General features: G+C 52.8%; 11 protein-coding genes. 2 read left to right on the top strand and 9 right to left on the bottom strand.

Features of this window, described 5'->3' with window-relative positions:
- Nucleotides 1-348: 348 nt before the first annotated feature.
- The 3 genes from ABC336_RS08365 to ABC336_RS08375 form a co-directional block, all read right to left on the bottom strand.
- On the bottom strand, nucleotides 349-2184 hold the full coding sequence (locus ABC336_RS08365) for a glycosyl hydrolase family 28-related protein (RefSeq protein WP_413238219.1): 1836 nt from the start codon (nucleotides 2182-2184) through the stop codon (nucleotides 349-351).
- Nucleotide 2185: 1 nt separating this feature from the next.
- Nucleotides 2186-2611 (bottom strand): hypothetical protein, encoded by a 426-nt coding sequence (locus tag ABC336_RS08370; protein ID WP_413238220.1) that lies wholly within the window; start codon nucleotides 2609-2611, stop codon nucleotides 2186-2188.
- A 227-nt stretch (nucleotides 2612-2838) separates the two neighbouring features.
- Entirely contained in the window at nucleotides 2839-4725 is a 1887-nt protein-coding gene (locus tag ABC336_RS08375) for a glycosyl hydrolase family 28-related protein (protein ID WP_413238221.1), read from the bottom strand.
- Nucleotides 4726-5868: 1143 nt separating this feature from the next.
- Between ABC336_RS08375 and ABC336_RS08380 the strand changes: the two genes are divergently transcribed.
- Together ABC336_RS08380 and ABC336_RS08385 are read left to right on the top strand one after the other, a co-directional pair.
- On the top strand, nucleotides 5869-6300 hold the full coding sequence (locus ABC336_RS08380) for a helix-turn-helix domain-containing protein (protein WP_413238222.1): 432 nt from the start codon (nucleotides 5869-5871) through the stop codon (nucleotides 6298-6300).
- A gap of 18 nt (nucleotides 6301-6318) precedes the next feature.
- Complete coding sequence (locus tag ABC336_RS08385; protein WP_413238223.1) at nucleotides 6319-6729, top strand: ImmA/IrrE family metallo-endopeptidase; 411 nt, start codon at nucleotides 6319-6321, stop codon at nucleotides 6727-6729.
- A 1033-nt stretch (nucleotides 6730-7762) separates the two neighbouring features.
- Here ABC336_RS08385 and tsaD read toward each other — a convergent pair.
- Genes tsaD through ABC336_RS08415 form a run of 6 tightly spaced genes read right to left on the bottom strand, consistent with a single transcriptional unit; the run spans nucleotide 7763 to nucleotide 12688 of the window.
- Entirely contained in the window at nucleotides 7763-8836 is a 1074-nt protein-coding gene (gene tsaD / locus ABC336_RS08390; RefSeq protein WP_413238224.1) for a tRNA (adenosine(37)-N6)-threonylcarbamoyltransferase complex transferase subunit TsaD, read from the bottom strand.
- Nucleotides 8833-9345, bottom strand: a complete 513-nt coding sequence (rimI, locus tag ABC336_RS08395; protein WP_413238225.1) for a ribosomal protein S18-alanine N-acetyltransferase — start codon at nucleotides 9343-9345, stop codon at nucleotides 8833-8835. Before rimI ends, tsaD begins: the two co-directional genes overlap by 4 nt.
- Nucleotides 9345-10193 carry a tRNA (adenosine(37)-N6)-threonylcarbamoyltransferase complex dimerization subunit type 1 TsaB gene (tsaB, locus tag ABC336_RS08400; RefSeq protein WP_413238226.1) on the bottom strand — a complete coding sequence of 283 codons (849 nt, stop codon included), beginning with the start codon at nucleotides 10191-10193 and terminating at the stop codon, nucleotides 9345-9347. Before tsaB ends, rimI begins: the two co-directional genes overlap by 1 nt.
- A complete protein-coding gene (gene tsaE, locus ABC336_RS08405) occupies nucleotides 10190-10675 on the bottom strand; it encodes a tRNA (adenosine(37)-N6)-threonylcarbamoyltransferase complex ATPase subunit type 1 TsaE (RefSeq protein WP_413238227.1) in 486 nt (161 codons plus the stop codon). The genes tsaB and tsaE overlap by 4 nt, the downstream gene beginning before the upstream one ends.
- Nucleotides 10665-11831: a thiamine-phosphate kinase gene (gene thiL / locus ABC336_RS08410; RefSeq protein WP_413238228.1), complete on the bottom strand. Its 1167-nt coding sequence runs from the start codon at nucleotides 11829-11831 to the stop codon at nucleotides 10665-10667. Before thiL ends, tsaE begins: the two co-directional genes overlap by 11 nt.
- Nucleotides 11828-12688 (bottom strand): YitT family protein, encoded by an 861-nt coding sequence (locus ABC336_RS08415; protein ID WP_413242471.1) that lies wholly within the window; start codon nucleotides 12686-12688, stop codon nucleotides 11828-11830. The genes thiL and ABC336_RS08415 overlap by 4 nt, the downstream gene beginning before the upstream one ends.
- Nucleotides 12689-12784 lie beyond the last annotated feature (96 nt).

Below are 12784 nucleotides of genomic sequence, written 5' to 3' on the forward strand. Positions count from 1 at the left end.
AATCGTTGATTCTTGCTTTCACCTGTAAGGTGCTGAGTATGAAAATCTAATCTATCCAATCAAAGGAACTTCTCTTCACTACGCATGCTGGGTTAGCCTCGGTCGGTGCGGTGATCAAGCTATGGATAAATTTGAAAAAAAAGTAAACCGCCCAGCCGATAGGCCAAGCAGTTTTCTTTATCCGAAAACTCACCACTCATCACTCCCCTGTAGGAGGCACGCCATTGATTTTGGCAAGGATGTCGTCTTTCTTCGTGACATCGAAATCCCTCGATTCTCATTTTCGGTTGTTAGCGTTCAGTCATTGCCAATTGAAAGAACTGATTATTTACTCTCAAGCGACAGCGCCTAAATGACTGTTATGACTAGATTTCCGTAATTGTTAACCGCAATCTTATGTCTCGTTCCATCTTCCGAGCGGAGAATCAAAGCTTTCCCTCCTAACAATTCAAGATCGTTGTCGATCTGAGCATGTTTGTGTTCAGCATACGGCAAGAGTTCACCGAGGGAAACCATTGGAATCGTAAAATATACGGGACTTGTATGACCTCCAAACGGTCGAATACGTAGGAACCGATATGTCCATCCTGGGCGGGTCTCATCCACTCCGAATTTCTCCACCCAACTTCCACCTGCGTTTGGGGAATTGTAGAGGTAACGAAGTATGGACCCGGTATCATCGACTGCAAGTTCCAACATAGACTGACCAGTGCTATAAAGGAATCCCTTGATATTAACCGACTTGTCAAAACGACGCTCTGCTGCCGTGCCAATCAAGGGGATGTTAACACTTGCTTGATTTGATGTTGGTGTCATTTTAAAAACCCTCAGTGCACTACCATAATACTCTTGAATGCGAGGGCTTAAAGAAACTGGTATTTCAGCAAGATTCCCCGTCACCTCTTCTAAAATACACAAACTCTTCTCCCAAGCGTTAGTGTTCTGATTAACTAGCCCACCACCACGAAGCAATGGGTGATTAATTGGACTTTGCAAATAGTCATGAACACGCTCTAGGTTCAATGTTGTGTATGCTGAACCGTCCTTTCTACCTACGTCCATAAGGTTCATGTCCGGTATCGCCGACAAGTCGTTAGTGCCAGTTATATGCGCTATGCTTGCAATTCTGCCGCCCGTGACATTCGTGCTAGCCCTTACCCCGCCATACTGTAAGTTAAGCAACCTTGATCTGCGTAATTTCCCGAGTCTTAAAGCATATTGCTGACGATTCGCAAGTAGCTCTTCTGGTAGAGCTTGAAACCAGGGATCAGCAGGATTCAACGCGGACCAACTGAAACCAAACCCGCCGATTTGTGTATCCCACATTTCTGTACGGTCTAATAAACTAATTGCACACTCCCCTACTGCTTCAAACCTCACATCATCTAATGTGCAGGAGTCCATCCCCTTAAGTCCGTAATTTTTCCCATCCTCGACTTGGTAGATTCCGTAAGGCGCAAACCCCAAATGCACCCGCTTAAGACTCATATTTGTACCTGAAGTCCCTAGCAGTATCCCGGCAAAGCTGCCATTTATAGCACCGCCCTGAATAAAATAATCAGAATTATTGCGATCTATATACAGTCCTGCAAAGCCTCCATTTAGGTTGCAATCATAAATAGTAATATGTCCAACATAGTTTTCAAGGCGTATACCGATTTTAATGTTTCTCGTCCGCACAGACCTAAAAACTACGGTTGAATTTAGGGAAACTGTAGCTCCAACAACACCCGATTCAAACATTTCATACTTACGTTCATCAAACAAAGACTTGTCGATATAATCCGAGAGGTTTCTGACGAAATATGCCTTGTTGCCATTTATAGATAAGTTTTCAACAATAACTTCAGCCATAGTGCTAAAGTGCAGACATGGCATCAAGTCCGTAAAAGTAACTGGCCGGAAAATTAGATTTGTCCCCCCAGCGCCAGAATCAACATACGCACCTTCTCCGTATATCCTACGTGCCTTATTAGTTACGGTTTGCCTAATGAGGTAGTTACCTGCCGGAATTCGCAGTTCTCGACGGTAGTTACATGCGTTCATAGCGTCAACAAACGCTTGCGTACAATCAAAAACGCCGTCCCCGATGGCCCCAAAATCTGTTACATTGAGTGTTGTTTCTCGGATGCTTCCGACCCCGGAACCAGCCCGACCAGCAATACTACGAGCAACTATATCCACTTTACACCACCGCCCTTCCTCGGACGCTCACGTTGCCACCTGCGACAGCAGAAATGCGAGCGCGGACCGCAGTTACCCCTGTAATATCAAATTGCCACACCTCACCACTTCCTGTCGTCTGTGTCGCCATGGAGTAATCCTGTATCTTTATTCCTTGGATCGGGTACCAAGCGTTGCTTACGCTCTGAATCTCAAAAATGACCGTCCTGCTGACGGATGTACCATATACTTCAATCGTAAGTGTCTTGTATTCACCCACTGTCAAAGGTGTTCCATTACCAGCAGCTGTCGATTCGTTTTGGAGCACTACTTCAATCGGAAGTGACTCACCACCCCCTCCTACAATTGACACTGGGAGTGGGCAGTCAGAAGCAACATCCATAGCACTCTGGGTGATAGTGTCCCAAAACTTGATAACGTCGTTCATTGAATATCACGCCCTTCATTTGGTGCGGCTTGAACACCCGCTAGAATCTCGTCTTTCTTAGTCGCATCTCCCATATCGATGTTGTTATCTGCTGTGTGCCCCTGCTACGGCCGCTCTCTTCGATGTAGATCACCGTTAATTCCATGTAGACGTCGTCGGTAAGGCCACGGCACGACTCTACCAGCGGCCAGACTTTTTCACGCTTTGCTGCCATCGAACGCTCCTCCTCATACTGGAGATACCGAAAAAATGCCCTCATCTGAAACAGTAATTCGGAATTTTGATCCATTTTGAGACTCTATGACTGGTCCCTTTCCAGGCGGAAAATACACATCATCTACCGCATATGGCTTGCGATAAGGTGAGTACGGGGTTAATGCGTTGAGCGTAACGATCGGCGGAATAATGTAAATCGGCCGACCTGCATTCTGTTCCGAATATATATAACGCATTTTCGTGTATCTGGCCTTATTGATCCTCTCGTAATTACCTGATAACATTCTCCATGATGGCATTGTCGTTGATGTACTTGTTCCGGCCGAGTTATAAAAATTCGTGTATGCGTGCCGCGTAAACCTCACTTGATTGTTGTCGAGGTCGCGTCCTTCGATGTCCACGCCAATACGCGAGGTGGGAGATGTTATCCCCCCAGGCATCATCGCAAATGCTCTGTAATATAAATAATCCCTGTCATATATTGCATTGCCCCCATCAGCAAAATTAAAGGATAATTCAGGATTTTGATTTATCCCTTCATTCGGGGTGAGTAGATAGATTGGTGGATTCTGGCCGTACAGATCTACCACTTCACGCGGGACATCGAGCCCTTCGGGCAACTGATTACGATTTACCGGGGTCAATACGCACCTAGTCGTGATGATTTCACTCTGCCCAGTCAAAACCAAGTTTCCGCTTCGAATAGGATTAAACGGAGCGCTTGTGGCCTGAGAGAACATCCGTGGATAACCTGCATCGATCCGCGCTCCTGCAACCTTAGTGCGGATTTGAATGTCATCTTCATGAATTCTGTCGAAGATTGCATCACCATCCAAAAAATCAACCTCAACAATCCGATCTCCGTTAGTTCTATAACGACCCGGACTGTACCTAAATATCCCCGCTGTGGTGTATTGAGACAAAAATCTTACATCACGAACAATGCCTAGACGCAACGCCCGCTTTTGCTTGTCAGCTGGTGCGACCAGCTGATCGGGCATTCCGTAGAACCAACTATCAGATGGGTCTAATGTCGACCAACTAAAACCATAAGCTTCGATTGAAGATTCCCAGCTCAGTGAATCTGGTAATAGGTCAATGGCGCACTCGCCAATAACTTCAAACTTGATGGAGCGAAGTTGCCAAGCTTCCATCCCCTTTCTGCTGCCCACTTCACCGCGATCTAGTCGGCCATCATTAACTTGGAAAAACCCATAAGGGCTAAACCCCATGTGCACGCGCATCATTTCCCAATTACATCCACTGTCACCCAAGAGACATCCTGCAAATGCCCCTTTAAGTGTGCCACCATGATAATAGTAGTCGCCTGTCGGACGGGAAACGTAAATTCCGAATAGGCCACCAATGTCACATTCAAGCCACGTAATATGACCGGTGCGATTATCGGACTGGACGCCGCATTTCAATTTACTTGTCATGACGTTGTTAAACTTTACCTGGGATCCTATTCCAATTTTGATTCCGGTCAATCCAGGCGCAAACATCTCTATCTTCCTTTGGTCAAACAAGTCTTTGTCGATGTACGTGGTGAGGTTTCGAACGTTATAGTCTACCACTCCGTGGATGGTTAGGTGCTCAACCCAGATATGCGCCCCTTTATCAAATAGAAAACAAGGCTTCCAATCGTTAGCTGTGTTGATAGGTGCGCTAAATACGATTCGTGTTCCGCGTTTACCTGAATCTATATATTTGCCTTCACCCTGGATTCGCGCTGCATTGTTAAGAATAGTGTCCGTAATTTTGTAGGTACCTGCTGGAATAATCAGTGTATGCCGCATCTGACAATCTACCATTGCATCATGGAAGGCTTGTGTCGAGTCTAGAGTATTCGTCGGGTCAGCACCATAGTCAAGAACATTGATTCCCATCACACTCATTGTTTACCACTCCCTTCATTTGATGCGGCCTTGATAGCCGCTAGAATCTCGTCTTTCTTCGTGACGTCGTCAGGATCGATGTTATTATCTGCTGCGTACTTCCTAAGCTCTGGCAACGTCATCTCGTCGACCGTCTTCGGCTCGAGTGGCTCCGGGGGCGCTGGTGGCTCGTAATTCCGATCAATCAGCGTGTCAACGGACAAAGCCGTCATACTCCAATTGCTCGATCTCGACGACATCACCCGACCGGTAACACTGCTTACCGTATTTGACGTTCTTCATGACCTTACCTTTCGTTTTTCGCTCAATTGCTTTCTCCTTTAGGGCCCGAGACCCCTTATGCTACGCCACTTTGGGGATAAATACATTGTCAATGGTCGCGAACGAAGGCAGGATAAAGATACGATAGTCTCCACGTTGACCGGGTGCGGCTCCTTGATGGCTGTGAGGGCTACGCCCGTGTTCAAGATTTCCACTTGTGCAGCAGTGGCTCCGCTCATCAAGTCAGCTTCTTCCGGCGTCGTACCGTACCAGGTGCTGCCTAGGTTTCCGTCTGGAATTAATGTAGAGTATCGCTCTGGGTAGAATAGGTGTGTGCTGCCGTCCTGCAGTTGGTATCGCTTGATGCAAACGGACATAGGCAGGCCCAAGTTTGGTTTGAAGGTACTGGCTCAGCATGGCGTCGGTCATGATCACGCTCTGGCCTCCAAGAGGATTCATGTCCTATCGAATCTACGGATGAGCCTGTGAACGACATCATTGCCCGTGTGGGTTTGATTCCCTGTGTCTTGATTCACGTGCTCCACCCAAGTCTTTCCGCTCTTCCAATTACTTAGGTTGAAGTGGACACCCCGTCTCTTTAGATTCCTGATACGGCGTCACATTCGCTTTATTAAGTAGCTTTTGGAACTTTTTTTATAATTTCTTCACCTCTTTCCTGTGAAAATAGTTGACTACTAACTAAGCTTTCTTATACAATAAATAGTGAGACCTAAGTTACAAAAGAAACCTTAGCTATTCATTGTTTAGCTCAGTTATCTAAGCTATGTCTGTCATATTAGCATAGCTTTATGAGTCAGTCAACAACATTTAGCTTAGTTTTCTGACTTTATTTTTTCGGCTGAGAAAAGGTGGAGGAAAGCTATGTATCAGATATTTGAAAGATTGTTGGAAGAACGTGAGATTACAGCTTACCGTGTTGCGAAAGAAACAGGAGTTACAACTGCTACTTTAACGAGTTGGAAGCAAGGAAAATACACGCCTAAGCAGGAGAAGCTCCAAAAGATAGCAGATTTTTTTGGAGTAACCGTTGACTTCCTGCTAGGCGTTTCAAAACAAGAAGCACCGAAAAAAGCCGAGCCGCACTATGCTCTTAATGAAAAAGATGAAAAGGACATTGCCAAGAAACTCGAAGAAATGATGAATGATCTCAACTCTGGATCTGCACTCGCTTTTATGGGCGAGCCAATGGATGAAGAGGATCGGGAGTTACTTCGCATATCACTAGAAAATACGATCCGGCTGTCTAAAGAAATGGCTAAGAAGAAATTCACACCGAAAAAATATAGGGGATAACCTGCCGGGGGTTATAGAATGGAACGACAACTGGTCAAAGACCTAATTCAAACCCACGGAACCAATAGCCCGTTGAAAATTGCATCCGAGAGAAACGTTATGGTTCTGTTTGCCGACCTGGGAAAAGACGTTTGGGGGTATTACACTTGCATCAACCGAATCCCTTGCATTCACATCAACAATCGGTCTGGTGATTTTGCCCAGCTATTCACTGCCGGCCATGAACTGGCTCACCATCTATTGCATCGGGGGATTAGCACCCCTTTCTTAAAAAAAAATACTCTTTTTGTGGTGGACAAGTTAGAACGTCAAGCAAACACTTTCGCCCTGCATTTATTGATTGGAGATGAGAATCCAGCTCAGGGCGAATCCCGTCAGCACTTCCTGTTACGCTGTGGGATTCCAGATGTATTTCATGTTTTCTATTAATACTTAGCGCTTTCCCGCTACAAGACGCTTCCGAAAAAGAACATATGTTTGACTTAAGTAATATTATATTAATATTCAGCATTGAAAAACAAGGAGAGGATAAATGGCGGTTGACCGTTAATCTCGGCTTAACGCTGACCTCCCAACGATGGCAAGACTGGTGTAAAAGCCAACACTCTACTTCTCAAGTTACCCGGGACACCTATCTATGCCCATGTGACCAAGAAGCTCAGCCGCCAATCGACCTCCCTCCTCGATGTATTCGATTCAAAATCTCGTCCCCAATTCGCTCCCAAAAAAATGGAAGTGGAGCGCGATAACTGAGACGCTTCATTTCTAACCCCCCAAAAATAAAACCCCTTATGTATCAAGGGATTGAAGACTTTTATGAAGTGCCGAGGACGGGGGTCGAACCCGTACGATGGCCACCCACAGGGTTAACCATGGGGGTATTGTATCGTGTTTTAATATTCCTTGCTCTTTACAATCAAGGATTTGTTATTATAAATCAGATCCCAATTCGGTATTAATCCATTTAAGTGCGTGTTAAAAATGGTCGGTGTTCAGCACCGAGAAGGTTGGAGGCAGGAGAAAATGAGGAGCGGAGTGTACGCGAACCTACGTGAGCACCGGAAGTTTCGACTGAATTCAAGATTCGATGTCGAATCCACTTCTCTGAATCACTTCGTGATGGGCGGCAGACTTTTTGAACAACCTCTTTAAGAATCCAAAAGCAAACAGTTGTGTACTCTTCACCCATCACTCCGTGATAAGAATTTAAGTGCAAATGCACATATAATTCACTCAAAATTGGAGTAATATAGATAACCTGTTTGTAACAGAGGCACTTTTGCCTTTATCTCCCGGCCGGAGAGCGGCGAGGGGTTCCCGCGAGAGGCTGGCGAGCAGCCGCGAACAGGAGAGCCTCCCCCAGCCGTCCTCCCGGCCCTTCCCTTCAAGTTGGTGTTCTAACCGGCGCAAATAATCAGCCACGATTGAAATAAGCTCTTGTATGCACTTCAAAAGTTAAGTCTTAACTCTCCCTATGCCTGCTGACCGACCAGTCCTCGAGCGACAGGCCCGGGTCGCCCTTCATGTCCAGCTCGGTGAACTGGCCCCGCTGCCACTTGAGATGGGCGGCGGCGGCGATCATCGCGGCATTGTCGGAGCAGAGCGACAGCGGCGGTACGAGCAGCGGGATGCCCTCGGCGTCGCAACGCTCGGCCAACGCTTGGCGCAGGCCGCTGTTGGCAGCGACACCGCCGCACAGCAGCAGCTGCCGGACACCGGCGGACCGGGCCGCACGGATCGCCTTCTCGGTGAGCACCTCGATCACCGACTCCTGGAAGCCCCGCGCGAGCGCAGGCTCATCCAGCGTCAGCCCCTTCATCCCATGCTGATTGATGACCGCCAGCACCGCAGACTTCAGACCGCTGAAGCTAAAGTCGTACGAGTCCGACTCCAGCCACGACCTCGGCAGCGGCGTCGCGCGGTCTGCCTGCTGTGCCAGCCGGTCGATATGCGGGCCGCCGGGATAAGACAGCTTTAGCGAGCGTGCCACCTTGTCGTAGGCCTCGCCGACCGCATCGTCACGCGTCCGGCCGATGATGCGGAACTCGCCCTCCCGCTCCAACAGCACCAGCTCGGTATGCCCGCCGGAGGCAACCAGCGCCAGCAGCGGATATTCCAGTTCATGCACGAGCGCATTGGCATAGATATGACCGGCGATATGATGAGTGCCGATCAGGGGCACGCTAAGTGCCATCGCCAGACTCTTGGCGGCGACGATGCCGACGAGCAGAGCCCCGACGAGCCCCGGCCCTTGCGTGACGGCCACTGCGGAGATATCCCGCAAGCTGATGCCCGCCTTACGCACAGCCTGCTCCGTGATCCTTGTGATCGACTCGACATGCTGGCGGGAAGCGATCTCCGGCACCACGCCGCCGAACTGCTGATGCGTGGCGATCTGGCTGGAGACGATATTGGACAGCACCTCCCGCCCTCCGCGCACGATGGCTGCGGACGTCTCATCGCAGCTCGTCTCGATCGCCAGGATCAGCTCCTCTGTTCCCTGCTCTGCCCTTGTTGTGATCATCTCTGTCGTCATGCCCTCTCACCCGCTCTCCTCTGATCCAGCTCAGCCCACATGATGAGGGCGTCTTCGTTGTTGTCGGAATAATAGCCCGGTCGCAGACCCGACGGTACGAATCCGAGCTTGCGGTACAGGCGCTGCGCGACCTCATTGCTGACCCTCACCTCCAGCGTCATCCGGTTCATGCCGAAGAACAGCGCCGTCCGCTGCAGCTCCAGCAGCAGCCGCTCCCCGAGTCCCTGACCGCGATAATCCTCACGGACTGCAATGTTGGTGATATGAGCTTCATCCATGATCGTCCACATGCCCCCGTACCCGATGACTTCTCCATCCAGGATCATCACCATATACCGGGCAAAGTGGTTGTTGGTCAGCTCGTTGATGAAAGCCTCCGCTGTCCACGGGCTCGTAAATGCCTCCTGCTCGATCTGACAGATCGCGGGCACATCCTCCACCCGCATCATCCGAAACACAAGCGCATCCTGCAGGTCACGGCCCGTGCCCGCTCCCTTGCTCCCCGCCATCAGGATCCCTCCCGCAGTCTGGCTTGCAGCTTGGCCTCGGCTTCGGCCAGCTGGGTATAGTTGGGGACCAGATCATGCGCCGTATCCTGCTCCCCCGCGAGCAGACGGACGCTGCCGAGCAATGCCGCCCATCGCCCCTCGGCGACATGCGGCCGCACCTCAAGACGGAGATCCGGATAGCGGTCAGCCAGCTCCTGTTCTAACAAGCCGATCTCCTCCAGATGCAGCGCGGGATCGCCCGTAAAACGAAGACGTGCAGGCAAACCCTCGCCTGTATGATCCCCAGCCGCTTCGAGCCTGCGTATCAGCTCTCCCCGCCAGTCGCTCATCAGCCGGATCTGGTCCTCCGCCAGTCGCGACCACCCGGACGGCGCTGCGTCGAACAAAGCCGTGTAGACCTGTCCTCTTCTGGCATCCATCAGTGGCACGACCCAGGCCTCGTCACCTGGCTCTGCCCCCTCTGCGTGACCGAGAGGTCCGCCTCCCAAAGCCAGAAGCTCCAGGCTGGAGACGCCGACCAGCGGCTTATCCCACACCCAGGCCAGTGTCTTGGCAGCCGTGACCGCGATCCGGACGCCCGTATAGGAGCCCGGCCCGATTCCCACAGCCAGCCCGGTCAGCGCCTCACCCCCAGCACCCGTCTCCCGCAGGAGCTGCTGCAGCTGCGGGATGATATTGACCGAATGATTGCGCTCGGCAAGCGACTGCACCCCGCCCAGTATCCGATCACCCTGCAGCAGGGCTGCCGCAAAAGCCGCAGTCGCCGTATCGAAAGCCAGCACCAGCGGCTCGTCCGATCCCGGCTCATACAGGTGGAGGCCACTCTTCAAACCGTCATGCAGGTTCATGCCTTCTCCGCTCCCATCTCCTCAAGTTGTTGGCACCAGGCGGCGCAGCGCGCACCACGGCCGGTCAGCTCGATGCGGCGGCCGCCGTCCTCCCTGTGCAGGATTCGCAGCTCCAGCCGCTCCGGCGGCAGCAGCGGCTCGATGAGACTCGCCCACTCGACGATCGTCACCCCGTCGCCATAGAAGTACTCGTCCAGCCCTAGCCCGTCCGCTTCCATCAGCGACAGCCGGTACACATCCATATGATAAAGCGGCAGCTGCTCGCCCTGATACTCCTTAATAATCGTAAACGTCGGCGAGTTCACCACCGTCCGCACGCCAAGCGCCTCTGCATAGGCCTGGGAGAATCGGGTCTTGCCCGCTCCCAGCTCCCCGTCGAGGGCCAGCACCGTCTCCGGAGCGGCCCAGGCCGCCAAAGTTCTGGCGAGCCGGACCGTATCCGCTTCCTCGCCAGCCTGCCATACCGTATGTTTAACTATCATGCCTATCAGTTCTTTCGTCTTGGATTGGTGTCGCAAAATGATTGTAGCCCCGCCGTTGCAGCGGCTTCCTGCGGATGGCTGCCGATCCCGGGTGCGCCGTCTCCAGCCAGACCGACGGCCCGTCATCCGCCGCCTCGGCCCGCCCGATGATATAAAAAGGCTGGCCCTGCGCGCCCAGCTCCTGCTTGGCAGCCAGCGCGTCCGCTGCTGCGATCGTGCCGACCAGAGCATAGTCCTCGCCGCCGTAGAGTATCCACTCGAGCGGATCGGCGCCGATGGCGGCGGCATAGGACAACAGCGAGCCGTGGCGGGGCAGCCGCTCCGACTCCAGCACCAGCCTGACGCCCGAGGCCTCTGCCAGCTCCCACGCCTCGCTCGCCAGCCCGTCGCTCACATCGTTGAGCGACGAGCAGGTGCCTCGCGCCGCCAGCCAGCGGCCGGCCTGCACCGAAGGCTGCGGCCGCCGGTGCGCCCGGATCAGCGCGGCCGGCGCGGCTTCATCGTCCGCCGCCGGCGGTACCTTGTCCGCACTGGTCCCCCTGGCTGGATCCGCCGCCAGGAGATAATGCAGCCCGGCTGCGGACAGTCCGAGCGGCCCCGTCACGAACATCATATCTCCGGGGCGCGCACCTCCCCGCGTGATCACAGCATCCCGCTCTACGGCCCCGGTGAGCGTCACGCTGATGACTAGATGCTGCGGCGCGGAGGTCGTGTCGCCGCCGACGACGGCGACGCCATAGCGCTCGGCGCATGCATACAGCCCGTCGTACATCCGCCGGACCCGCTCCGGACCCCATGCGGGCGGCGCGCTCACCGAGACGAGCGCATGCCGGGGCAAGCCGCCCATCGCTGCGATGTCGCTGACATTGGCGGCAAGCGCCTTGTAGCCGATATCCGCCTCCGTCATCGTGGACGGCAGGAAGTGCACCGTCTCCACCATCGTATCGACAGCCATCAGCTGCCGCCACCCCCCGCTCCCATCCACCGGCAACGGCTCCACCACCGCCGCATCGTCGCCGATGCCGAGGATGACGCCCTGCTCGGCCAGCCATGCAGCCGACTGCCGCTGCGCCGTCCAATGGCGTATTCTTCCAAACTCATCCAGCTGCATGCCAGCCCCGCCTTCCTTATGCGCCGGCTTCCCTCCGGCGATCAATGGATATCCTTCTTCTTGAACCGGCCGCCCCTGACATCGTGGATATTGCCGATGGCCAGGAAGGCTGATGTGTCCAGTTCCTGTACGATCGACTTCAGCTTGGCTTCCTCCAGCCGGTTGATGATGCAGAAGATCACCTGCTTGCTATCTCCCGTAAAAGCGCCCTCGCCCTGCAGGAAGGTAACGCCCCGGCCGAGCCTGTCCATGATGGCCGAGCCGATCTCCCGCGCTTCCTCGCTGATGATCCAGACGGACTTGGATTCATCGAAGCCAGCGATGATGATGTCGATCGTCTTGAAGGCGATGAAGTAGGCGATCAGCGAGTACATCGCACGGTCCCACCCGAAGACGAAGCCTGCAGTCGTCATGATGAACAGATTGAAGAACATGACGATCTCTCCCACCGAGAACGGCGATTTTTTGTTGATCAGGATCGCCACGATCTCCGTGCCGTCCAGTGATCCGCCGAAGCGGATGACCAGTCCGACACCGATGCCCAGGATGACGCCGCCGAACACCGCCGCCAGGAACGTATCGATGGTGAGCGGTTTGACGTGATGCAGCAGCAAGGTGCCGACCGACATCAGCGTCACCCCGAACAGAGTTGAGACCGCAAATGTTTTGCCGATCTGCTTGTAGCCCAGGAACAGGAACGGCACATTCAACGCAAACAAAAAGAGCCCCAGCGGCAAGGACAACAAGTGCGCCAGCATAATCGAAATGCCGACAATACCGCCATCTATAATCTGGTTCGGGACCAGAAAGATCTCGAGTGCGACAGAGACAAGCGCAGCGCCCAGCAAGATAAAAAAGACCCGCCTCCCAATGTCCGCTTTGGTCAACCGGTGATGCTGCATTGCAACCACAAAATATACTCCCTTCTATACCCTACCAAGTCAATGCTCTTATTTTAACTGAAACACCCGCAGATTCAAAGCCGGGAGGAAGTGACT

The sequence above is a fragment of the Paenibacillus jepli genome, assembly GCF_047238105.1.
Classification (GTDB): domain Bacteria; phylum Bacillota; class Bacilli; order Paenibacillales; family Paenibacillaceae; genus Paenibacillus_D.